Here is a 23,230-nt window from a genome sequence, read left to right on the forward strand (position 1 = left end):
CCACAAGGCAGGGAAGTGACAATTGTTGTGACAGACAATGCCGGTGTAGCGCAAACCATTACCGCCACAGTGGGCGCAAGTGGTACATGGTCAGTTCCGGTTACAACAGCCCTTGCTGAGGGCAACTTTACCGTAAGTGCAAGCGTAAGCGATGCAGCGGGTAACACAGCGACCGCCACAGGTGCAGGGGAGGTTGATACCATTGCGCCAACGCTTGATTTAACCAGCCCAGGTTCAAGTAACTATGTTACACCGACCCTAAGCGGCACCAGTGATGCGGTTGAAGGCACCGTGATCACCTTTACGGTTATCGATGATTTAGGGACCCAGCAAACCTTTACCACCACCGTGGATGCGAGCGGCAACTTCTCAGTGGAAGTACCGACGGCACTTGCAGAAGGACCGTACAGTATTGAGGCCAGCATTAGTGATGATGCAGGTAACAGCACTGATATCACCGGCAGCGGTAACATTGATACCACCGCGCCAAGTGTGAGTGTGGATGCACCAGCGCTCACCAACGACAGCACACCAACAGTTACGGGCACCAGTGATGCACCAAACAGCACCGTCACGGTAACCTTTACCGATGCAGCCAATGCCGTACAAACTATTGATGTACAAACTGATGCGAATGGTAATTGGAGTGCCACCCCAGCGACTGATTTAGCCGAAGGAAACTACAGTGTGAGCGCGAGCATCACGGATGCAGCGGGCAACACGGGCACAGGGACAGACAGCGGCGAAGTGGATGTAACTCCACCGACTTTAGAGATCATTCCTTCGTTTGCCCTAGGCAATTTAGTCTCTCTTTCTGGGGATTCTGATTTACCAGAAGGGTCAGTGATCACAATTACCGAGTATTTAGTCGGTGGTTTAGTGGGCGCAACGTACACTGCTACCACGAATGCTGATGGCACATGGGGACTTGCCAACATAACAGTACCTCTGCTTAGTCTTGCGTATGTTACTGCAACTGCAAGTGATGCAGCCGGCAATGTTGCGAGCGTCAACTCACTTAATTTTGATAATGAAGCACCTGCGCTTACTGTTACTGTAGATGCATTATCGAATGATGCAACGCCTGTGATTTCTGGTGTTACTGATATGGTTCAAGGAACCGAGGTAGAACTAACCGTTGTAGATAGTGCAGGTCAAAGCCAGCAGTTTACGGCCATAGTTCAAGCTAATGGAAGTTGGTCTGTTGAAGTGCCAACCGAGTTAGCACAAGGGCAGTACACTGTTACCGCAGAGGTAAGAGACGATGTTGGTAATTTAACCACTGAGCAAGCACAAGGTGAAATAGACAGCATAGCACCTACTCTTAGCGTTAATCCTATCGACACTACAGCAGATACAACGCCAACCCTATCAGGCACCAGTGATGCCATAGGTGCTGATGTAATAATTAGCATTGATGGCCAAACCTTTTTTGCGGTAGTCGATGCTGATGGAAATTGGCAGGTAGAGGTACCAACTGCACTTACCGATGGTAACTATACGGCGCAAATTAATGTTGCTGACGACGCCAATAATATCACTAACACAACAATCGACTTAACAATTGATACTCAGATACCAATAGTCGCATTGGACGACATAACCGTATTTAACACAGATACGCCAGTTATTAGTGGTACATCTGGTGAACCTACTGGCACAAATGTAGATATTGTTATTACAGATAGTAATGGTGATACGCATACGTTAGCTGCTACGGTTGATGCAAATGGTAATTGGCAAACAACAGCGCCTAATTTACCTGAAGGAAATTACAGTGTTGTTGTTAGTATTACCGACGATGCTAATAATACAGGTTCAGCGACTGGAACAGGGCTTGTTGATACTCAAGCACCAACCATTACCATTGACGCATTAGGTACAATTAATAGCAGCACGCCTACTATTTCAGGTACATCTAATGAGGTTGAAGGTACTACAATTAATGTCACAATTACTGATGGTGATAGCATTGATACCTACACAACGACTGTGGGGGCAGGCGGGGCCTGGAGTGTTGATGTAACCACGCAATTAACTGATGGACAAGTGACAGTTTCAGCAAGCATTACTGATACAGCTGGTAACAGTAGTGAAGCAAATGCTACTGCTACGCTTAATACTAATGCACCTACCATTAATATAAACACCATTGTTGATACAAACGATCAAACACCTACGCTTTCTGGGTCAAGTAGTGCTGCAAATGGTACGTTAGTTACGGTTACTATTACCGATGTTAATAATGTCTCGCACACTGTTACAACAACTGTAACTGATAATACATGGAGTGTAGATGCGACAAATATCCTTCCTGAGGGCACGTTTACTGTTTCAGCCAGTGTGACTGAAGGTGGCTTAACCAGCAGTGCAACAGATACAGGGCTGATAGATTTAACAGGCCCAGAATTGAATATTACACCGCTACTAACGAGTAATGATACAACGCCTACAATTTCAGGTACAAGTACAGCCCCACAAGGCGCGATAGTCGCTATTTTGATTACAGATAGCTTAGGCGCAGAGCAAACAGTTAATGCCACAGTAGGTGCAAATGGCACATGGTCAGTTGCAGCTCCTTTATCGCTTAGCGAAGGCACGTATACTGTTACTGCATCAACAAGTGATACCGCGGGCAACCCTGTAAATACTAGCACTACCGGTGTGGTTGATATAACCGCACCAGTGGTTAGCATTAACGATATTGTAGGTAGTACAGATTTAACACCTAGCGTTTCTGGCAGTGTAACAGGTGCAGCCGTAGGAGATGTGGTTGCTGTGGTATTTACCGACTTCCAAGGTAATGCGCATACAGTCAATACAACGGTGCAAGCCGGTGGAACTTGGTCAGTAGAAGCAAGCAATAGTCTTTCGCAAGGGTCATATTCAGTAGAAGTATTTATTACTGATAATGCCGGAAATACAGGCAGCAATATCACTAACGCAAATATTGATACAATTGCGCCAGAAATTAGTATTGATCAAAGTTCATTAATACTTACCCAAGACAGCACGCCATTAATTAGTGGCACATCAAACGAGCCAAATACAAACGTTTTCGTTACGTTTACTGACTCAGCTGGCGCATCGCATCAAATTACCGTACAAACGGATGCTAATGGAGACTGGCAAGCCGCTGCAGACAACGTATTAGCAGAGGGGGTTTACAGTGTTTCGGCAACGATTACTGATAGCGCAGGAAATACCTCTGTTGATAGTAAAACAGGTGGCGAAGTAGATACAGTAGGGCCAGAGCTTACTATTGTGCCTTCGTTCGTATTAGGACAGCTAGTATCTTTATCTGGTACTTCCGATTTAGGTGAAGGTAAAACAGTCACCGTTAATTTAGAACTAGCAGGTGATTTGGCTAACTTAACTTACGATGTAACCACCGATGCCAATGGTGATTGGGAGTTATTAGGCCTAGCGGTTAATATTATTGGCTTATCAGTTGTTGAAGCCTCCGCAACTGATGAAGCGGGTAACACCACCACTATAACGACGGCAGATGTAGATGCTTCAACGCCGTTACTTAATGCGGTGGTTGACTTTGTAGCTGGCGAGGGTGATTTACCAGTAATTAGCGGTACGACCGACCAAGCCCCAGGCACCGAAGTGCTAGTTAGAGTGGTAGATAGCGATAACATAGCACAAGATTTGGTTGCTATAGTGCAGGCAGATAATTCATGGATTGTACAGGTTCCTCAATCACTTGCTGAGGGCGTGTTTACTGTAACTGTAAATGTATTAAGTGAAGTCGGGATCACAGCTACACAGCTGCTAAGCAGTGTAGTAGATACCATCTCGCCAACGCTTAATTTGCAAGTGATTGGTACAACGTCAGATTCTACTCCAATTATTCAAGGGACCAGTGATTTAATTAATGGAGTGGTAGAGATACAGCTGGACGGAGGTTCAGTACTAACAACAACAGTGAATGCAGCAGGGCTATTTTCACTGGAGGTTGATGCGCTGACTGAAGGGCAGCATGTTGCCAACGTGAGTATCACTGATGATGCCGGCAATGTAGTAACACAAACGCTCGAGTTTGTTGTTGATACGTTAGTGCCTGTGGTAGATATTTTACCGTTGAGCATCAGCAATACTGACATTCTAACTATTTCTGGTACTTCTGAAGAAGCTCAAGGCACAGACATTGATGTAACTGTGATAGATAGTAACGGCAACGCAACAGTATTTGATGCCCTTGTTGGTAGCGATGGCACGTGGTCATTAGTAACCACTAGCCTACCTGATGGTATATATAGTGTATTCGCTAGTATTACTGATGCTGCGGGTAATGTAGGCCAGTCTGCTACTGAGCAAGTGACGATTGATACCATACCGCCATCGTTAGAAATAGACGCCTTTGGTGTACTTAATACATTAACGCCTACTATTACTGGCACCAGTGACGAAGAAACCGGTAGCTTAATCACGGTTAATATTACCGACTCTGCAAACACACTTTATGAAGTTACTACAACAGTATTAGGAGATGGCACGTGGCTTGTTGTTGCACCTTTACTTGCTGAGGGCGATTTAACCGTCGAGGCTATTAGTATTGATAACGCAGGCAATATAGCAACGGTGACGCAAACGGGCGTTGTGAGCACCACTTTACCGAGTCTATTAATTAACCCAATAATAGATACAAGCGATACAACCCCTACTATTAGTGGTACTACCGATGTAATAAACGGTAATGTAGAAGTTGTTATTACAGATAGCAGTGGTAATGCAACAACCTATAACATTCAAGCTATTGCTGGTGTATGGACATTAATACCGACCACTCCATTAGCTGAAGGTGCATTTACGGTTGATGCAACAGTCGAAAACTTAAACCTTACAAGCTCCACAAGTCTTAATGGCATAGTTGACTTAACTCCGCCTACAATTGAAATTAATGAACTTGCAGTTACGAATAACTCACTGCCAACCATCTCAGGTACAAGTGATGCTCCGGCAGGTACAACCATAAGCGTAGTACTTACTGATGCTAATAGTGATTCGCAAACATTAACTGCGCAAGTGGCAGGTAACGGAACTTGGTCAGTCACAGCTGTTACGCCGCTTAGTGAAGGCGGTTTTAGTGCTACTGCAACAGTGAGTGATGCTGCAGGAAACTCATCAAGCGATACCATGGTTTCAAGTACTGATTACACAGCACCTATTGTATTTATAGACCCTATTGCAGTAGGCCAAGATACCACACCGACTATTACAGGCTCGGTAACCGGAAGTTTTGCTGGAGCTGCAGTTATGGTGATGTTTACTGACGCACTAGGTGAAACACACAATGTTTCAACAACAGTAAACCCAGATGGGTCGTGGAGTGTTACAGCTTTGCAGCCTCTTAGTGAAGGGAATTACAGTGTTGATGTAAACGTACTTGATAATGCAGGTAATACCGGCGAGCAATCAATAAGCAGCATAGTTGATTCAGGCATAGTAATTAACTCTGGTTTAGAATTAACAGGCGATAGCACACCTAAGATCACCGGTACCGCAGGAGCAAATGAAGATATTACCATAAGCTTTATAGATGAAAGCGGTACTGTTGTAACCAAGGATACAACAGCGGGTGAGACAGGTGTATGGAGCGTATCACCAGACAATGCTTTATTCGATGGAGCATACACTGTAACGGCTACCGCTACTGATGAATCTGGAAATGTTACTTCAAGTGGTGATTTATCTGGATTGGTTGTTGATACTACGCCAATAAGTTTTCAGGTTAGTTACTATCATGGATTGTTAGGCTTAGGTCTGACTGCCATAGGCACTGTAGAAGAGGGTAGTAGTGTATACGTCGTAGGGAATAACTTGCTTGGTCTTGATGTGCTAAATATTAATCTTAATGTATTAGAAAGTTCTACAGAGGTTCAATCGGATGCTAATGGTGAGTGGAGTTACTTATTGTCTGTACTCGATTTAGGTTCTTGGAGCGACTATCGTTTTATCACCATTGATGAAGCCGGTAACTACTTAGTTAAAAATTTATACAATAATGTTATTGACCAAGGATATAACTCCGAGTTAGTTTCAGCTGAAAATAATTTGAGTACAGCTGAAAGTACATTCGGATTAGGCGATAGTATTGCAGAATCATTTAGCGAAGATTCAGCATTAGGTGATACAAAACCTAATGAAATTTCAGGCAGCACCGTATTAAGCATTGACACGATTGATTTAGGTAACTTAAGTGGCCTATCAACACCTAAGCAAACAGTGCAAGTGAGTTCGGCGGAGCCGCTTAATATTAATGACGTAATCATTGATGAAGATGCAGAGCAGCTTATAGCGCTAAATACACTGGTTGAGGATGAAGGCTCTGCAATTGCTTATAGCCCTGCACAAAGTGGAGGAAGTGTTGATGAGGCAGCGCCAGCGGTTGATGTTCAAAATCAATCAGAGGAAATGATTAAACACTTAATTGAAAATGGTAATAACCAAACAGATATTTAAATCAGTAACCCACTTCAGTTAAATAACTGAAGTGGGTTACTAAAACTCACTTAATCAAAAGTGTGGTTATTATTTTGTGCTAAGTAGTAAAACTAAAAAAGCCCTTACTGAGACTTCAATAAGGGCTTTTTTAATAAATTAGGATAGATAAAAGCAGTTAAGCTTTTAGGTTACGAACCAGCTTGCTGTCGGTATTAACTACACTACCGCCTTGGTCGTAAGTCATACTGGTTGGGGCGCCAATTAAAATATCTTTTAATTGTTTTACACTTAAGTGTGCTTGGCGGGCAGCATGTGAGTTTACTTTATTTTGTTTTTGGCACTGCGCTAACTGCGCTTTAACTTGCGCTACTCGTTCAGTCACTTCAGGGGCATTTTCATCATTTGCAGCAAAAAGTTTATTCAATTCTTTATCGAGCTGCGTAAGCTTTGTTAAAAAAGACATTTTTTGTTGGGCAAGTTCTTTTAAACCTTCACCTCTGCGAGAGGCAATAATACTAAGCTCTTCGTTTAATAACGCATATAATGAATCCAAGCATTTAACTTGTTCATTTAATTTAACGCTAATTAAACTATTGTGATCAGCCATATACGTTAAACTCAAAATCAGCTAAGTTTTTAGTCAGCTTTTCAGCATCAATTTGGTATTTACCTTCGGTAATCGCTTTTTTAAGTTCAGCGACCTTTTCACTATCAAAGCCAGATGATTGCTGTGCTTTATCTTGCAGGGTTTTTAACTGCTGTGCTTGTGGCGTCAGGCTCACTGAATCGCTCGCCGCTTTAGGCGAAGGAGTCTGTGTTGTTTGTGTACTTGCAGCGTTATCTTTTTTAATATCAACTTGTTGCTGTTTAGCGTTTGTAAGCGCATTAGCTTGTTGATTACTGCCATTAACTTGATTAACCATAATAATAAACCTGTATATTACCCAACTTATGCCAAGTTATCGGCATATACATAAGATACTTTAGTATAAATCGAAATTAAATATTTACTTGCACAGACTCTACACCATCTACGCGTGCATTCAAAATTTTACCGGATTTTTTATTCTTTATCTGTACTTGCTCACCAAGGGTGCCATCTTCGAGTGCTATCCCCGTGGTTTTTATTCTAAGTCCTTTAATACTCGCATAAATATTAACAGCGTCGCCTTTGCAAACCATACAAATTTGGTTAAGCAAAACCGGCATACCGCTTCTTATATTTCGCTTACTGCGGCTGCCAATAAGCATTAAAGGGTCATCTAAATATTGTACCCTAACAAACTGCGAAGGCTTCATTTGTACGCTTAAATGAGACTTAGTAATAACTTCACCACGGGCTAGATTTGCCGTGGCAACCACAACGGGCGCCATTTTAACTATTCTTACATGGACATATTGAGTCCAGCTTTGCGCATCGTTACATTTTATTTGTACAGTCACCTGGCGTGTAAATGGCGGCTCATTTGGCACGACTAATTCTGGCTCGTTTTCGCATACTCTATCAGGAATGCGGCTATCGAGAGCAAGCGCGGTAATCTCCACATTTTTTTCAAGTGGCACGGTAACTTGCTCTGCAATATGAGAAATTGCTATTTCTTGTAATAAATCTTTAGTAAACACTTTTGCATGCAAAGGTGTTGCTAAGCAGAGGCTAGCAAGAAAATAAAAAACACTGTATCTTCTGACTTTTTTTAACAAACTCATAATGTTTCGACTATGCTTATGGTTTCAAACAGGGTATAAATATTTTGCGTCAAAAAGTAGACGCTCCCGCGATGTTATGTAGCTTTATAAACAGAAAGCAATTATCGTTCCGCATTATTTGTTTTCTTTAGGAGATTTGAATGGCAGGCATTTTAGACTCAGTAAACCAACGCACCCAGTTGGTTGGGCAGAACCGCCTAGAATTACTATTATTTAAGCTCAGAGGGCGTCAGCGTTTTGGGATCAATGTATTTAAAGTAAGAGAAGTACTGCAATGTCCTCCTTTAACGAGTATGCCTAAATCAAATGCATACATTCGGGGTGTGGCGCATATTCGTGGTCAAACTATTTCAGTTATCGACTTATCAATGGCCGTAGGCGGCCGCCCTATTGAAAATGTAAAAGACAGCTTCATTATAATTGCAGAATACAATCGTTCAGTGCAGGGCTTTTTAGTTGGCGGCGTTGAGCGAATTGTTAACATGAACTGGGAAAAAATAATGCCACCTCCGTCAGGAGCAGGGCGTTACTCTTATTTAACTGCCGTTACCGAGATTGAAAACGAATTGGTCGAAATTCTCGATGTAGAAAAAATCTTAAACGAAATTTGTCCAGTAAATACCGAGGTTAGTGCCGACCTTGCTGCCGATAGTGCAATACAAAAAGACTTAGGCGAGCGCATTGTATTTATTGCCGACGATTCAGCTGTTGCACGTAACCAAGTAAAAAGAGCACTTGAGCCACTTGGCGTGCAAACTGAGCTTGCAAAAAATGGTAAAGAGGCTTTAGTTAGGCTTAAAGAAATAGCCGAGCTTGATTGTAAAAATGATATTACTGAGCGTGTAGGTTTACTTATCTCTGATGTTGAAATGCCTGAAATGGACGGCTATACATTAACAGCAGAAATTAAAGCAGATCCAAAATTAGCGCCTCTACATGTTATTTTACACACTTCTTTGAGTGGGGTGTTTAATCAGGCGATGATCGAAAAAGTAGGCGCGGATGATTTTATAGCAAAATTTAACCCTGATGAATTGGCAACAGCAGTTAAAAAATGGGTTCATTGCGACTAAACAACAATAGGTGTTATTAATTTGAATAATAAAGATTTGCAGCAAAGTGACTACGATCAGTTTCGCTCATTTTTAGAGCAGCAATGTGGTATTGTGCTAGGCGAAAACAAGCAGTATTTAGTAAAAAGTAGGCTTGCGCCGCTTATGGCTCGTTTTAATGTTGAATCTTTATCACAATTAGTGAGTAAAACGCTTGGCCCTCATGAGCGGCAACTTAGAGCCGCTGTAGTTGATGCCATGACCACTAACGAAACCTTGTGGTTTAGGGATCAATACCCATTTGAGCTTTTAAAAAATAAATTGTTTCCAGAGTTTAAAGACGCCCGCCGACCATTAAAAATTTGGTCAGCGGCCAGCTCTTCAGGCCAAGAACCATACTCTATTGCCATGTCAGTTGCTGAGTTTCAGGCCAAGCAACCGGGCGTGTTGCGTATGGGGGCTCAAATTATTGGTACAGATATTTCTAACACAATGCTCGATATGTGTAAAAACGCTGAATATGATGCGTTGGCATTAGCGCGAGGCCTATCAGCAGAGCGCCGTAAAAAGTACTTTATGGATAGCGGCAACGGCATGGCAAAAGTTATCGACTCAGTTAGAAAACAGGTGAGCTTTAGACATTTAAACTTGCTTGATTCTTACGCCTTAATGGGGAAGTTTGATATTATTTTTTGCCGCAATGTCCTTATATATTTTTCACCAGAGGTTAAAGCAAAAATAATTGGTCAGTTTGCCCAAGCACTAAACCCAAAAGGGTATTTATTTTTAGGTGCGTCGGAGTCGATGACGGGCTTAAGTAACGAGTTTGATATGGTTCGTTGTAACCCTGGAATCATCTACCAAAAAAAATAATCCTATCACTTTGTTATTAAAAAACGACGTTCTTAGCGTCGTTTTTTTATTTAATAACAACCCTCTATAAAAAAATAACGTAACTAAAAACTACTGGCTTATAAATTGCTTTAACTTAAGCAAGTCAATTTTTTGGAGAACGTTATGGCTATCAGTTTTGATAAAGCATTAGGTGTGCATCCGCATGCAATGTTGATCCGCTCACAGCGGGCAGAAGTACTTGCCACAAATATAGCGAATGCTGATACGCCTGGCTATAAAGCAAAAGATATCGACTTTGCCTCAGCATTAAAAGCGGCAAGGTCAACTCAGCAAAGCGGCAATAGCATGGTTACTACCAATGAAAAACACATTGCTGGCGGTACTCGAAGTGCAGGTGGTTCTGAATTATTTCGCAATCCAAATCAAGGAGATACAGGCGATGGTAACTCAGTTGATATACAGGTGGAACGAAACTTGTATACACAGAATGCGATGGAGTATCAGGCAAGCCTGCAATTTTTAAGTAGTAAATTTAAGGGCCTGAATAAAGCGCTCGGTAGTCAAGGATAATAATTATGAGTTTATATAACGTTTTTGATATTTCAGGCAGTGGTATGAGTGCGCAAAATGTTCGCTTAAATACCACCGCGAGTAATATTTCGAATGCTAATACAATTAGTTCATCCCAAGACAAAACTTACCGAGCACGCCAACCTGTATTTGCTGCCGAGCTGACAAAAGCGTCTGCCTCAGCCAGCAACCCTCAGGGCTCCGCTGTTGGTGTTAAAGTGCTGGGAATTGTTGAGAGTAACAAACCACTACAAATTGAATATAACCCTAATCACCCAAGTGCGGATGAAAATGGCTATATCTATAAACCCAACGTTAATGTTGTTGAGGAGATGGCAAATATGATCTCTGCTTCTCGCTCTTATCAAACAAACGTGCAAGTTGCCGATGCAGCTAAGCAAATGTTAAGCAAAACGCTGTTACTTGGGCAGCGATAACCGAGGGTAGGTTATGAGTAACGATATTAGTACTAGTTCATCTTTTTTGGACTCTATAACTTGGCAAGAGACCCAAGTAGCGACGACCACTGAAGAGAGCGATGCATTAACGCAGGAAGATTTTTTCTCGTTGCTAACTCAGCAGCTATCGTATCAAGATCCGAGTAATCCGGCTGATAACGATCAGATGATTGCGCAAATGACTAATTTTACCATGGCGCAAGGCATCGCAGATTTAAACACAAATTTTGAGTCACTTGCCTCGTCAATGACCTCAAACTCTGCCTTACAAGCATCAACGCTGGTTGGTAAGCAAGCGCTTTTAGAATCTAATACGCTTGAGCTTGGCGAAAGCGGAGAGGCAAAAGGGTCTGCGGTTGCTGAAGAAGCCGTTGATAATTTAACAATTAAAGTCACAGATGCTTCTGGGCAACTGGTTAGAACTATCGATATGGGTTCGCAAGCAGCGGGTGCAGTGCGCTTTAGCTGGGATGGTAATAATGAATCCGGTGAGCGCCTACCAGAGGGTGAATACACCATTACTGCAGAGGGCAGTACCAACGGCGAGTTTTCAAGCTTACCGGTGGCAACATTCAAAAACATTGAAAGCGTTAATATCAATGGCTCTAGTGGCATTATTATTAACACTAAAGAGGGTGCGGTTAGGTTGACTGATGTCGCAGAGATCGCATAACCAATTAAAAAGTATTTCGCCTGCTAGCAGGCTATTAGATTAAAAGTTAGAGGTGAATTATGAGCTTTAATATCGCACTTACAGGCCTAGCTGCCGCTCAAAAAGACTTAGACGTAACAGCAAATAATATTGCTAACGTAAACACCACCGGTTTTAAAGAATCGCGTGCTGAATTTGCCGATGTATACGCTGCATCTGTTTTTAGTGCAGGTAAAACTAAAAACGGTGATGGTGTGCAAACAACCATGGTTGCACAGCAATTCCACCAAGGGTCACTGCAATTTACTAACAACTCGTTAGACTTAGCGATTACCGGCGAAGGGTATTTTGCAATGACCGACGATATTTCGTCGCAAGATTTAACCTATACTCGTGCAGGTGCATTTAAGCTTAACCAAGATAACTTTATGGTTGACGCCAAAGGTAATTACTTACAAGCTTTTCCGGTTGATGCATCAAGTGGGGACACCACATCGGTAAGTCTAAGTACAACTAACCCAATTCAAATTCCTGACTCATCAGGTTCGCCTCGCGCAACCGAAAACGTATTTTTATCGTTCAACTTAGATGCAACAGCTGATGCAACAGGCCTCGATTTTGATCCGACATCGAACGGTACCTATAATTCGTCGACGTCTACTACTGTTTACGACTCATTAGGTGAACCACATATTCTGCAATACTTTTTTGTAAAAGAAGAAGATGCAGCTGCAGGTGGTACAGACAATAGCTGGGAAGTATACGCTACGCTTGATGGTAAAGTGGTAAACGGTACATCTGGTGCAGAGCAAACAACTACACCATATACACCTATTACCACACTTGGTTTTGATTCTAGCGGTTTACCCGCCACAACAGATGGTGTAGCAAATACTAACACCACCACGTTTGATGAAATTAATTTACCGGCAGGTGCAGGTACTGGTTTATCGTCAATGCTTGATAACGGCGCAACATTCCCAAGTACAGGGATTGAGCTAAACTGGCGTGATGAAAACAACACAGCTGGCCGTATTCCAACTCAGTACTCAAGTGGCTTTGAAGTAAAAGCACTTGACCAAGATGGTTCTACAGTGGGTCGTTTAGCGGGTATTGATATTGGCACAGACGGTAAAATTGTTGCCTCATACAGCAATGGCGACTCAACCTATTTAGGCCAAGTTGCTATGGTTCGCTTTCCAAACTCTCAAGGCCTTTCGCAAGTAGGCGATACCAGCTGGAAGCAAAGTATAGACTCTGGTGAGCCAGTGGCCGGTGAAGCAGGCTCGGGTACTTTTGGTAGTATTAATTCATCCGCGCTTGAGCAATCTAATACCAACTTAACAAACGAATTAGTTGATTTGATTACCGCTCAACGTAACTACCAAGCGAACTCAAGAGCGCTTGAAGTTAACTCAACAATTCAGCAAAGTATTTTGCAGATTCGATAAGTTAACCTTATTTTTGGTTAAGATTTTAAGGCTGCATTTTTGCAGCCTTTTTTGTAGCTATGTCGCTAAAACTAGTCTAGCTGAACCGTTCAATACCTTCCTTATATTGCGTCAAATTTAACCTGGCATCTATTTTGCATTTATCAACTCAGAGATTTTTTATGTGAGTCGATGTTATGGACAAAATGGTCTACATTGCAGCCTCTGGCGCTAAGCAAAGCCTACAAGGGCTTGCACTTAAAGCCAATAATTTGGCAAACGCAAACACCACGGGTTTTAAAGCTGACTTTGCGCAAGCGCGCTCTATGCAAGCATTTGGCGAGGGCTTGCCTACCCGAGTGTTTTCAATGCAAGAGCGACCAGGTTCTAACATGACCTCTGGCGGCATAATCGAAACAGGGCGAGATTTAGATATTGCCATGAGCGATAACGCCTGGCTTGCGGTTCAAGATGACTCAGGAAACGAAGCCTATACAAAAGTAGGCACGCTAAACATTACTGCACAAGGTATGTTGGTAACAAGTCATGGCCGTCAAGTTATTGGCGAAGGTGGCCCCGTAATTTTACCGGTTCCTATTGAAAAAATAAGTTTTAGTGAAGATGGCGCCATACAGGTTCGCCCTCAAGGGGCGCCTGCAAATTTTTTAGAAGAAGTAGACACGCTGCGCGTTGTTGAAGGAAACAGCAGAGAGCTTGAAAAAGGCAACGATGGTTTATTTAGACCTGTACCAGGGCAAACCGTCGATACCTCTGAAAATGTAAAAGTGTTAAGTGGTGCACTGGAAATGTCTAACGTTAATCCAGTTCACGAAATGGTCGATATGATCAACCACCAACGTCAATTTGAGTTACAAGTAAAACTAATGAAAACAGCTGAAGAGATTGACGAACGTCAAGATCAGTTGATGCGCATAGTTTAACTTTAAAATGAGGGCATACTTATGAATCCTGCATTGTGGATAAGTAAAACAGGGCTAGACGCTCAACAAACTGATATATCAGTTATTTCAAATAACTTGGCGAATGCCAGTACCGTAGGTTACAAAAAAAGCCGCGCTATTTTTGAAGATTTATTGTATCAAAACATCAACCAACCTGGCGGGCGCTCATCACAAGATACCGAGCTGCCATCTGGCCTAATGCTAGGCGCTGGTGCAAAAGTGGTTGCTAACCAAAAAGAGTTTACGCAAGGTAATATGCTCACCACCGAAAACTCACTCGATTGGATGATTTCAGGCGAAGGCTTTTTTGAAGTGCTGCAACCCGATGGCAATATTGCGTATTCGCGTAATGGGCAATTTACTACCGATGAAGACGGCCGCATTGTTACCTCAGGTGCAGGTTTTGTTGTTCAGCCCGAAATGAATGTACCCGATGATGCGCAATCAATTACAGTTTCTCAAGATGGTGAAGTATCTGTACGCGTTGCAGGGCAAGCCGATAACGTGGTAATTGGCCAGCTAACAATTAGTGACTTTATTAATCCATCGGGTCTTGAGCCAATTGGTCAAAACCTTTACACCGAAACCGCTGTTAGTGGTGCGCCTGTTCAAGGTAATCCAGGTGTAGAAGGCTTAGGTACTATTATTCAAGGCTCGCTTGAGACATCAAACGTTAATGTAACGGAAGAATTGGTTAACCTTATCGAAACTCAACGTGTTTACGAAATGAACTCAAAAGTAATCTCGGCCGTTGACGAAATGATGAGCTACATCAATCAACAGTTATAACCGTGCACAAGGGGATAGTTATGCGTAATGTTATTTTATTTGCAGCAGGCACCTTATTTTTAAGTGGCTGTGTTTCTACGCAAAATAGTGAAGTGGTTCAAGATGACCCCTACTACGCACCCATGTACCCAGAGCCTGTAGCAGAGCCTGTTGTTGCAACGGGTTCGTTGTTTAACACCAATACATTTAATGATTTGTATTCAGACAAAAAAGCACTTAGAACCGGCGATATAATTACCGTTAAGCTTGAAGAGTCAACACAAGCTACAAAAGCCGCTAAAACCGAAACCGATAAAGAAACCGAAGCCAGCCTAGACCCCGTTATTGGGTTAGGTGGTTTACCAGTAAATATAGGTGGCGACAGTATTCAGTTTGGCATTGGTAGTGATTCATCATTTACCGGTGACTCTAAATCAAATCAGTCAAACAGTTTAGTGGGCGACATCTCGGTGAATGTTATGCGTGTTTTACCCAATGGTAACTTAGTTATTCGTGGTGAAAAATGGCTAACACTTAACACCGGCGAAGAGTTTATTAGGCTCGAAGGGCTTGTACGTCCGCAAGATGTAAGCGCCGATAACACGGTTGAGTCGAATAGAATAGCTAATGCCCGAATTCAATATTCAGGTAAAGGACAAACACAAGAAGCGCAAAGCCCAGGGTGGTTAACACGTTTCTTTAGTAGCTCGTTATTTCCGTTTTAGAGGATAGTAGTATGAATAGCATTAAAGCGTTTATTTTGATCATACTGCTAGGCTGGCAATTTTCTGCCAGCGCCGAGCGTATAAAAGATGTCTCTATGGTTGAAGGCGTACGTGCTAACCAATTGGTTGGCTATGGTTTAGTGGTGGGGCTACCTGGTACTGGAGAGCAAAACTCTTACACGCAACAAAGTTTTAGAGGCATGCTAAACAGTTTTGGTATTACGCTGCCTTCAACACAAAGCCCTAAAATTAAAAACGTAGCAGCAGTGGCAGTCCATGCTGAGCTTCCGCCGTTTAGAAAGCCGGGTCAAACAATTGATATTACGGTATCTTCTATTGGCAGTGCAGGCAGTTTACGTGGCGGCACCTTGCTCCAAACTTTTTTAAAAGGGGTGGATGGAAACGTATACGCCATAGCACAAGGTAGCCTAATTGTGGGTGGTTTAGGAGCACAAGGGCTTGATGGCAGTAAAGTGGTCATTAACACCCCGACAGTTGGCCGCGTACCTAACGGAGCCACTGTTGAACGCGAAGTTAAAAGCCCTTTTATGCAAGGCGACTACATTACTTTTAACTTAAACCGCCCAGACTTTACAACGGCAAAACGTTTAGAAGCAACAATTAACAACTTGGTAGGCCCTAATAGTGCACAAGCTATTGACGCTGCCTCAGTACGCGTTATTGCGCCACGTGATGCATCGCAACGAGTGTCTTATTTATCAACGCTTGAAAACCTAGAGTTTAAGCCTGCTGACACTTCAGCCAAAATTATTGTTAATTCACGTACGGGAACGATTGTCATTGGCAAAAATGTGAAGCTACAGCCTGCGGCAATAACCCATGGCGGCCTAACAGTCACAATTGCTGAACAGCAAAATGTAACGCAGCCTAATCCATTAGCAGAAGGCGAAACCGTTGTTACACAGCAAAGTATTATTGACGTTAATCAAGATGATTCTCGTGCGTTTGTATTTAACCCCGGCGTTAGCTTAGATGACTTAGTGCGTGCTATAAATGAAGTAGGCGCAGCACCTGGAGACCTAATGGCTATTTTAGAAGCGCTTAAAGAAGCGGGTGCAATTAACGGGCAGCTTGTTGTTATTTAATTATTTTTAAGAATGTTTACCCTTCCAAATAAAGCTTAAGTACTCAAAAGGTACTTAAGCTTTTTACTGTTTACCTTTCTTTGGCTCAATTTTTGCATTTCTTAAAGCATTATTCATTTTTGTGTCAAAAAGCTGATGGAAACAAATCACCTCGATAAGCAAAACTTTTTTGATTTAAGTAATCTTAATACTTTACGTCAAGACGCTTTAAACAGCGGTGATGCATCTACTGATGCCTCTAAAGCGGCGCTAAAAAAAGCAGCGGCACAATTTGAAGCTATTTTTACCCAAATGCTTCTAAAAGGGATGCGTAAAGCCAACGAAGCATTTGAAGATGAAGACAGTCCGTTTAACTCTAGCGGCGTAAAGTTTTTTGAAGAAATGCACGATCAGCAGCTCTCTTCTGAGCTTTCATCAAATGGGTCTTTAGGTTTGGCTGATTTAATTGTTCAGCAGCTCTCACCAGATGCTGAGAACTTTATGCCTGGCTCAGTATTAAGAACTACTAACGACTTTATGAGTGATAAACGCGCAGGCTCTGAACTGCCGCACGAAAAGGGGCACAGTGTAAAGCAAGCAAATAAAGATGACTTAGTAGTCAGCAGTGCGGCAACACAAACTAAAACCACAACACAGCCTACACAGCAGTCGTCGTTTAATAATGCTGAAGAGTTTGTTAGTGCAGTGTGGGAGCATGCTAAAACAGCGGCAGAAAAAATTGGTTTAAACCCTGCAGTAATGGTGGCCCAAGCGGCACTTGAGACGGGTTGGGGTAAGCATATTATTAATAAAAGCGACGGGAATAGCTCAAATAACCTGTTCAATATTAAATCAGATAAAAGCTGGGAAGGCGATAAAGCAAGTAAAGTAACGCTTGAATTTGAGCAAGGTACCCCTGTTAAAAAGCAAGCAAGTTTTAGAGCTTACGATTCTATAAAAGAAAGCGTGAACGACTTTGTCGATTTTTTAACGCAAAACCCACGCTACGAAGAAGCATTACAAAAAACAGCGCAGCCAACCGAATTTTTAGATTCGCTACAAAAAGCAGGCTATGCAACCGATCCTAATTACGCGAGTAAAATAAAAAAAGTGCTAAATAGCAGTGAGCTTAAAAATATTGCAACAAGCGCGTTTACCCAAGGAGTGAAGTAATATGTCGTTTAGTTTATTAAATATTGCCAGTGCTGGGGTGCGTTCAAGCTCTGAGCTGTTGCAAACGACCAGTAAAAACATCACCAATGTAAATACAGAAGGCTACGTACGTGAGCGCACTGAATTTACCACGATGGTTGATAACCAAGTAGGTCGCGGCGAAACATACAGGTTATTGAACGAGTTTGCCCAGTCGCAGTTAAACCGCGACACGTCAAATAAATCGTTTTTTGATCAATTTGTAACAGAAGCCAACCGTGTTGATACTATTTTTTCAGAAGAGTCTAATAACTTATCAACGGGCATAAATTCATTATTTAATAACGTGCAAGAGGCGCTAAACCAGCCCTCTTCGTCGGTTGCTCGCTCATTAGTAATGACCGATGCGCAAAGCTTAGTTGATCAAATGGATAGGCTTTCGGGTATCGTGCTTGAGCAACAAGGTATAGTGAATGAGCAGCTTGAGATTTTTTCTGAAGAAGCCAACTCACTCATCCAAAATATAAATACGTTAAACCAAGAAATTGCAGTCGTAAATGGCACAAATAACGCATCAAGCGCAAGCTCTATTTATAACCAGCGCGACTTAGCGATTCGTGAATTATCAGAGCTTGTTGATATAGAAACACTTGATGGCCCTAATGGCGAAAAACTCGTCTTTATGGGCAGCGGTGAATCTTTAGTTATGGAAAACGGTACATTTAACTTGTTTTCACTGTCGGGCGACCCCGATCCTAATTTTAAAGAATTGACGCTTGACGTTAATGGCGGCAAAGCTGTGCCGCTAGAAATAGATGCAACTAAATTAAAAGGCAAAATTGGCGGCTTGTTGGCTTTTAGAGACGACATACTCGTGCCTGCACAAAACCAAATTGGCCAAATGGGATTGGCCATTGCAGATGCGTTCAACGAGCAAAATAAATTGGGTATGGATGCTAACGGCGAGCTAGGCGGTGATATATTTAATATACCTACCGTGGGTGCTTATGCATACCAAGCTAATACCGGCGGCGCCAGCTTAACTGCCACGCTTGAGGCTGGTAAAGGCAGTGAACTGCCTGCCAGCGACTTTATTGTTACTTATACCGCTAATGCAAATGAAGTGAGCATTCAGCCTATAGATAATAAAGGGGAGCCGATAGGCAGCGCCTCTTTAGCGATTATACCGCCATCAGGTGTTATCGACTCAGATGATATTACGAGTGGGGAGTCGTTTGGTTTACAAATTGATGTAGCCGGTACTGGTAATACAGGTGATCAGTTTCAAATCAAACTTAACTCAGAGGCGGCAACCAGTATTTCCCTTGCGACAAGCCGCGGTGAAGACTTAGCACTGGCATCGCCTATTCGTACAGCTAACAGTATAGATAATGTAGGTACAGCGACTATTTCAGCCGGAGAAGTAACAAGTGTTACCTCGGGTGGCTTTAACACTACCCCTGGTTTAGCCAATGGCGATATCACGTTAGTTAAAACAGGCACTGCAAACGAATATCAAATTACAGATGCAAATGGCACCACAACCTTTACTATAACGCCTCCAGCAGAAGGTGTGCTGGCTCAGGCTGGCGTACCTTATAGCAACTATGGCTTTGATTTTGACATAGAAGGCACGCCAGCCACTGGAGACACCTTTACCCTTGAATTTAACGAAGGCGGTTTTGATGATAACCGTAATGGTTTAAAGCTCGCTGATTTACAAAATGGCGAATTAGTGCGTAAAAATGTAGTGACAACAGCCACTGCCGACAATCACGAAACGTTTAATCAAGCCTATTCAGGGTTAGTGAGTGATATTGGCGTAGTAACCGGCCAAGCCATTACCAGTGCCAGCGCATTTGATGCGTTAGCAGAGCAATCAGAAGCGTGGTATGAGTCGCTCTCAGGTGTAAACCTAGATGAAGAGGCTGCCAATTTACTGCGTTTTCAGCAATCATATTCAGCATCAGCTCAAGTGTTGGCTGCAGCTCAAGAAATTTTTGACACCTTATTAAGTGCAGCGAGGTAATTATGCGTTTATCAAATAACTTAATGTACCAAAACAACATTAATAAAATACTCGATAGCCAACAAAGTGTTGCTAATGCACAAGAGCAAGTAACGACAGGGCAGAAGTATTTAACTACCTCAGAAGCACCTGCTGCTATTTCGCAAGGGATGCTTTACTCAAATAAAATACAAACAAATGAGCAGCATGCTAAAAATATTGACCAATTAACTGGCCGCCTAGAAACTGAAGAAACCATCTTACAAAGTATAAATACTAATATTCAGCAAGCCCAAGAGCTAGCTATTCAAGCGGGCAATGGTGCTTATACTCAAGATGATTTAGAGTCTATCGCGGCTGAGCTGAGTGAAATACAAAAAACACTCGTCAATTTAATGAATACCCGCTCAGAAGACGGTAAGTTTATTTTTTCAGGCTACCAAGACAGCACGCAACCATACCAGTTTGACTCTACAACAGGTGAGTACACCTATAATGGGGATCAAGGCCAGCATGTTATAACCATTGCTGAAGGGGTAAGTATTAAATCAAGCGATAACGGTTTTGATACGTTTGAAAAAAGTGATGCAAGGTTAGATGTTACTGATAATCAAGCTGCGATCCCGGTAACTACGCCTGCAAATAATATTACTGCAGGGACGGTTTATGTAGATGGCCAAACAGAGTTCGACCGTTTCCACCAAGATAACTACAATGCTGATCCAACCGCAGCGGCAACAGCGAACACGTATAATGTGGTAATAACACCAGGAGCTACCGCCAACGACCCTGATACTTATGAAATTTTGCGCGACGGTGTGTCGCTGAGCCCCGCACAAGTAGGTGAGGTAACGGATGAGCCAATCGATTTTGCAGGCATGAAAATCGAATTTGAAGGCGCAGCACCAGGCCAGCTTGATTTTACCCTCGAAAAGCCGCACAAAGAAAACGTGCTCAATACATTACAATCGCTCATTACGGGGTTAAATGATGGCACACTTGAAAACGATGATTTTCAGCAAGTATTAGCCGATGGTGTAGTACAGCTTCAAAATGCAAGTGAGCAAGTTGTGTATACGCAAGCGAGCTTAGGCGGGCGGATGAATGCGGTTGATAGCGTGAGTGACTCAAATCTTGCGCAAGACATTCAAAACAAAAGTAACCTTTCTGATTTAGTAGAGGTAGACATGGCAGAAGCCATTAGTGAACTCACTAAACAAGAAACCGCACTGCAAGCGTCACAAGCCACGTTTGGCCGTTTAACAAACCTTTCTTTATTTGATTACTTATAAACAGATTATAAGCAGAAATACCTTGCCGCTTTAGTTAATACAAAGCGGCAAAAACCTCCCTCAAAATAGCGGCAATAAATTGTCGTCACTCCTGCTAACCAGATAACTTATTATTAACGTTTAATATTTTAATAGAAAATACTTTTAAAACATGTGGTTATATTTATTTAAAAGTTGGCACAGTAAATGCTTTTCTAATGATTAGAAATTATCGAATAGTGGTTCCTGTTAAAACGTGTTGAACCACACTCTGTTTAAACCTAGGAGATGGTAAAATGGCATTAACAGTAAATACTAATGTGTCGTCACTGAACGCACAACGTAACTTAACTAAATCTGGCGAAGGCCTAGCAACGTCAATGGAGCGTTTATCATCAGGTATGCGTATTAATAGCGCAAAAGATGATGCGGCGGGCTTACAAATTTCAAACCGCTTAACCTCTCAAATAAATGGTTTATCAGTTGCTCAACGTAACGCCAACGATGGCATTTCAATGGCGCAAACCGCTGAAGGCGCAATGAGTGAGTCGACCAACATACTTCAGCGAATGCGTGAACTTGCGCTGCAAGCGGCTAATGGTTCAAACTCAGCAGAAGATAGAGAAGCACTGCAAAAAGAAGTATCAGCACTTCAGGTTGAGCTAACCCGTATTGCAGAAACCACCTCATTTGGTGGTCAACAGTTATTAGATGGCAGCTATGGTAGTAAAGCTTTCCAAGTAGGCGCTAATGCTAACGAAACAATTAATGTATCACTCTCAAGCGTTGCTGCTGAAAAAATTGGCTCAAACCAAGTGAATTTACAAGCAGCTTCCGGTAGTGATGGCTTTGGTCAGGTTTCTGAAATTGGAACTGGTGCTCTTGCTGATAGTGCGACTGTTTACGGTAGTTTTACAATTTCAGGTAGGGTAGATTCGACGGTCAATATAGTCGATGGCTCAACAGCAGAAGAAGCTGCTGCAACTATAAATCAGGTAAGTGGTGCTACAGGTGTAACAGCACAGGCTAGAACCGAAGCTGTTATCGAAATGGGTGCAACATTAAGTGCAGAAGGTAGTTCAGTAAGTTTTGAATTAAATGGTGAAAAAGTGTCATTTGTTGCAACGGGTACTGTTGCTGGTGATGAACAAGCAATGGCTGAGGCTGTTAATAAGGCAACTGATGAACATGGAGTTACCGCTACAATAGAGAATGGAGAGCTTTCATTCTCAAACAATAATGGTAAGAGTATAGAGATTGTAGGGTTTGTGGGTGACACAGGTTCAGATATTACTATTACACCGCAAGGCTATAACGAAGGTGCGGCCGGTGACGCCCAAACACTAGTTACAGGAGGCCCGGACTCTGCTAGGATTGCTGGCTCGATCCAGTTAAATTCATCAGAAACTTTTGCTACAACTGGTACGGTTTTTGTTGATGAAGTAAATACTAAGGTCACGAGCACATTAGAAAATGCAGCTGATATTGATGTGACTACTCAAAAAGGCTCCCAAGATGCGCTTTCAATCATTGATAATGCAATAGCCAATATTGATGAGCAGCGTGCGGGATTAGGTGCTGTGCAAAACCGCTTTAGCTTTACAATTAACAACCTTGCAAACATTGAAGAAAATGTAACCGCATCGCGTAGCCGTATTCAAGACACCGATTTTGCTACGGAAACAGCAGAGATGACTAAAAACCAAATACTACAGCAGGCAGGTACATCAATCCTTTCACAGGCAAACCAAGTACCACAGGCTGCGATTAGCTTATTAGGTGGTTAGTAATAAACGCTATTAATAAAACTTATAAAAAAGCACATCTTGATAGGTGTGCTTTTTTGTTTTTTGTCCATAAATAGCACGCTGTACGTGAATTAAAAACTTTTTTAGGGGCAAGTGAATTTATTATTTCCTTTAAAATTAGTTGCTTATATTTATTTTATTAATAACTTTAAAAATAAATCAAAATAACGCTAAAGATAAATTTTCTCCTGCCGTTAACTTAACCAGTACAGAGCTTGAACATACAATTGTGACAGCTCTTGGTTAAATCTAAACAGTCACATTACGAAAGTAA

18 protein-coding genes are annotated in these 23,230 nt (G+C 42.2%); 15 read left to right on the plus strand and 3 right to left on the minus strand.

Annotated features, from left to right (window positions below):
• The first annotated feature begins 15 nt into the window (after positions 1 to 15).
• Positions 16 to 6,471, plus strand: a complete 6,456-nt coding sequence (locus tag CWB60_RS02740; RefSeq protein ID WP_138628003.1) for an Ig-like domain-containing protein — start codon at positions 16 to 18, stop codon at positions 6,469 to 6,471.
• Positions 6,472 to 6,628: 157 nt separating this feature from the next.
• Here CWB60_RS02740 and flgN read toward each other — a convergent pair whose 3' ends face one another.
• From flgN to flgA, 3 genes are all read right to left on the minus strand, one after another.
• Positions 6,629 to 7,060: a flagellar protein FlgN gene (flgN, locus tag CWB60_RS02745; RefSeq protein WP_054982970.1), complete on the minus strand. Its 432-nt coding sequence runs from the start codon at positions 7,058 to 7,060 to the stop codon at positions 6,629 to 6,631.
• A complete protein-coding gene (gene flgM, locus CWB60_RS02750; protein WP_004588011.1) occupies positions 7,053 to 7,376 on the minus strand; it encodes a flagellar biosynthesis anti-sigma factor FlgM in 324 nt (107 codons plus the stop codon). Before flgM ends, flgN begins: the two co-directional genes overlap by 8 nt.
• Positions 7,377 to 7,452: 76 nt before the next feature.
• A complete protein-coding gene (gene flgA, locus CWB60_RS02755; protein ID WP_138578858.1) occupies positions 7,453 to 8,160 on the minus strand; it encodes a flagellar basal body P-ring formation chaperone FlgA in 708 nt (235 codons plus the stop codon).
• Between the two features lie 140 nt (positions 8,161 to 8,300).
• On the opposite strand from flgA, the gene CWB60_RS02760 reads away from it, so the two are divergent.
• The 14 genes from CWB60_RS02760 (at position 8,301) to CWB60_RS21060 (ending at position 22,935) form a co-directional block, all read left to right on the plus strand.
• A complete protein-coding gene (locus CWB60_RS02760) occupies positions 8,301 to 9,233 on the plus strand; it encodes a chemotaxis protein CheV (RefSeq protein ID WP_004588013.1) in 933 nt (310 codons plus the stop codon).
• A gap of 21 nt (positions 9,234 to 9,254) precedes the next feature.
• The gene (locus CWB60_RS02765) at positions 9,255 to 10,085 is read left to right on the plus strand and encodes a CheR family methyltransferase (protein ID WP_126007880.1); all 831 of its coding nucleotides are present in this window, start codon (positions 9,255 to 9,257) and stop codon (positions 10,083 to 10,085) included.
• 144 nt (positions 10,086 to 10,229) lie between these two features.
• Positions 10,230 to 10,637 carry a flagellar basal body rod protein FlgB gene (flgB, locus tag CWB60_RS02770; protein WP_138578860.1) on the plus strand — a complete coding sequence of 136 codons (408 nt, stop codon included), beginning with the start codon at positions 10,230 to 10,232 and terminating at the stop codon, positions 10,635 to 10,637.
• A 5-nt stretch (positions 10,638 to 10,642) separates the two neighbouring features.
• Positions 10,643 to 11,074 carry a flagellar basal body rod protein FlgC gene (gene flgC / locus CWB60_RS02775; RefSeq protein WP_004588016.1) on the plus strand — a complete coding sequence of 144 codons (432 nt, stop codon included), beginning with the start codon at positions 10,643 to 10,645 and terminating at the stop codon, positions 11,072 to 11,074.
• Positions 11,075 to 11,087: 13 nt separating this feature from the next.
• A complete protein-coding gene (locus CWB60_RS02780) occupies positions 11,088 to 11,768 on the plus strand; it encodes a flagellar hook assembly protein FlgD (protein ID WP_138578862.1) in 681 nt (226 codons plus the stop codon).
• Positions 11,769 to 11,827: 59 nt separating this feature from the next.
• Positions 11,828 to 13,198, plus strand: coding sequence for a flagellar hook protein FlgE (flgE, locus tag CWB60_RS02785; protein ID WP_138578864.1), 1,371 nt, complete (start codon positions 11,828 to 11,830; stop codon positions 13,196 to 13,198).
• Positions 13,199 to 13,374: 176 nt separating this feature from the next.
• Positions 13,375 to 14,118, plus strand: coding sequence for a flagellar basal body rod protein FlgF (locus CWB60_RS02790; RefSeq protein WP_138578866.1), 744 nt, complete (start codon positions 13,375 to 13,377; stop codon positions 14,116 to 14,118).
• Positions 14,119 to 14,139: 21 nt separating this feature from the next.
• Positions 14,140 to 14,928 (plus strand): flagellar basal-body rod protein FlgG, encoded by a 789-nt coding sequence (flgG, locus tag CWB60_RS02795; RefSeq protein ID WP_004588020.1) that lies wholly within the window; start codon positions 14,140 to 14,142, stop codon positions 14,926 to 14,928.
• 20 nt (positions 14,929 to 14,948) lie between these two features.
• Entirely contained in the window at positions 14,949 to 15,632 is a 684-nt protein-coding gene (gene flgH, locus CWB60_RS02800; protein WP_004588021.1) for a flagellar basal body L-ring protein FlgH, read from the plus strand.
• Between the two features lie 11 nt (positions 15,633 to 15,643).
• The gene (locus CWB60_RS02805) at positions 15,644 to 16,738 is read left to right on the plus strand and encodes a flagellar basal body P-ring protein FlgI (RefSeq protein ID WP_004588022.1); all 1,095 of its coding nucleotides are present in this window, start codon (positions 15,644 to 15,646) and stop codon (positions 16,736 to 16,738) included.
• Positions 16,739 to 16,873: 135 nt separating this feature from the next.
• Positions 16,874 to 17,890 carry a flagellar assembly peptidoglycan hydrolase FlgJ gene (gene flgJ / locus CWB60_RS02810; RefSeq protein WP_138578868.1) on the plus strand — a complete coding sequence of 339 codons (1,017 nt, stop codon included), beginning with the start codon at positions 16,874 to 16,876 and terminating at the stop codon, positions 17,888 to 17,890.
• A 1-nt stretch (position 17,891) separates the two neighbouring features.
• Complete coding sequence (gene flgK / locus CWB60_RS02815) at positions 17,892 to 19,898, plus strand: flagellar hook-associated protein FlgK (RefSeq protein ID WP_138578870.1); 2,007 nt, start codon at positions 17,892 to 17,894, stop codon at positions 19,896 to 19,898.
• Positions 19,899 to 19,900: 2 nt separating this feature from the next.
• The gene (gene flgL / locus CWB60_RS02820) at positions 19,901 to 21,169 is read left to right on the plus strand and encodes a flagellar hook-associated protein FlgL (protein ID WP_138578872.1); all 1,269 of its coding nucleotides are present in this window, start codon (positions 19,901 to 19,903) and stop codon (positions 21,167 to 21,169) included.
• A 275-nt stretch (positions 21,170 to 21,444) separates the two neighbouring features.
• Positions 21,445 to 22,935, plus strand: coding sequence for a flagellin (locus tag CWB60_RS21060; protein WP_138578874.1), 1,491 nt, complete (start codon positions 21,445 to 21,447; stop codon positions 22,933 to 22,935).
• Positions 22,936 to 23,230 lie beyond the last annotated feature (295 nt).

This window comes from Pseudoalteromonas sp. S327 (assembly GCF_005886415.1).
Taxonomy (GTDB): Bacteria; Pseudomonadota; Gammaproteobacteria; order Enterobacterales; family Alteromonadaceae; genus Pseudoalteromonas; species Pseudoalteromonas atlantica.

Bases quoted from the DNA above. Each gene is read 5' to 3' on its own strand.
- flgN (WP_054982970.1), bottom strand. From the start codon at position 7,060: ATGGCTGATCACAATAGTTTAATTAGCGTTAAATTAAATGAACAAGTT.
- flgM (WP_004588011.1), bottom strand. From the start codon at position 7,376: ATGGTTAATCAAGTTAATGGCAGTAATCAACAAGCTAATGCGCTTACA.
- flgA (WP_138578858.1), bottom strand. From the start codon at position 8,160: ATGAGTTTGTTAAAAAAAGTCAGAAGATACAGTGTTTTTTATTTTCTT.
- CWB60_RS02760 (WP_004588013.1), top strand. From the start codon at position 8,301: ATGGCAGGCATTTTAGACTCAGTAAACCAACGCACCCAGTTGGTTGGG.
- flgB (WP_138578860.1), top strand. From the start codon at position 10,230: ATGGCTATCAGTTTTGATAAAGCATTAGGTGTGCATCCGCATGCAATG.
- flgC (WP_004588016.1), top strand. From the start codon at position 10,643: ATGAGTTTATATAACGTTTTTGATATTTCAGGCAGTGGTATGAGTGCG.
- CWB60_RS02780 (WP_138578862.1), top strand. From the start codon at position 11,088: ATGAGTAACGATATTAGTACTAGTTCATCTTTTTTGGACTCTATAACT.
- flgE (WP_138578864.1), top strand. From the start codon at position 11,828: ATGAGCTTTAATATCGCACTTACAGGCCTAGCTGCCGCTCAAAAAGAC.
- CWB60_RS02790 (WP_138578866.1), top strand. From the start codon at position 13,375: ATGGACAAAATGGTCTACATTGCAGCCTCTGGCGCTAAGCAAAGCCTA.
- flgG (WP_004588020.1), top strand. From the start codon at position 14,140: ATGAATCCTGCATTGTGGATAAGTAAAACAGGGCTAGACGCTCAACAA.
- flgH (WP_004588021.1), top strand. From the start codon at position 14,949: ATGCGTAATGTTATTTTATTTGCAGCAGGCACCTTATTTTTAAGTGGC.
- CWB60_RS02805 (WP_004588022.1), top strand. From the start codon at position 15,644: ATGAATAGCATTAAAGCGTTTATTTTGATCATACTGCTAGGCTGGCAA.
- flgJ (WP_138578868.1), top strand. From the start codon at position 16,874: ATGGAAACAAATCACCTCGATAAGCAAAACTTTTTTGATTTAAGTAAT.
- flgK (WP_138578870.1), top strand. From the start codon at position 17,892: ATGTCGTTTAGTTTATTAAATATTGCCAGTGCTGGGGTGCGTTCAAGC.
- flgL (WP_138578872.1), top strand. From the start codon at position 19,901: ATGCGTTTATCAAATAACTTAATGTACCAAAACAACATTAATAAAATA.
- CWB60_RS21060 (WP_138578874.1), top strand. From the start codon at position 21,445: ATGGCATTAACAGTAAATACTAATGTGTCGTCACTGAACGCACAACGT.